The sequence below is a fragment of the Nonomuraea sp. LPB2021202275-12-8 genome, from assembly GCF_037044575.1.
Lineage (GTDB): Bacteria > Actinomycetota > Actinomycetes > Streptosporangiales > Streptosporangiaceae > Nonomuraea.
This window is the reverse complement of sequence record NZ_JBAHWD010000177.1, coordinates 1-350: the sequence shown is the minus strand read 5'-3', so window position 1 is coordinate 350 and position 350 is coordinate 1. Positions and strand designations below refer to the sequence as shown.

1 protein-coding gene is annotated in these 350 nt (G+C 69.1%); it reads left to right on the top strand.

Annotation, left to right across the window (positions count from 1 at the left end):
• On the top strand, positions 1–350 hold a 350-nt coding region (locus V5E28_RS49265), incomplete at both ends, for a phospholipid carrier-dependent glycosyltransferase (RefSeq protein WP_336217223.1).

Sequence of the window (350 nt, the reverse complement as noted above, 5' to 3'; positions counted from 1 at the left end):
CCGCCGCTGGGCAAGTGGATGATCGGGGCGGGCGAGTGGTTGTTCGGGATGACGCCGTTCGGGTGGCGGTTCGCGGCGGCGGTGGTCGGCACGTTGTCGATCCTGATCCTGGCGCGGGTGGCGCGCAGGATGACGCGTTCGACGCTGCTGGGGTGTTTCGCCGGTCTGCTGCTGGCTCTGGACGGGCTGCACTTCGTGCTGTCGCGCACCGCCCTGCTGGACATCTTCCTGATGTTCTGGGTGCTGGCCGCGTTCGCCTGTCTGGTCGTCGACCGCGACCTGGCCAGGGAACGGCTCGTCGACTGGTACGAGACCACCCCGCTGTCACCCCAGGGGCCCTGGCTCGGAGT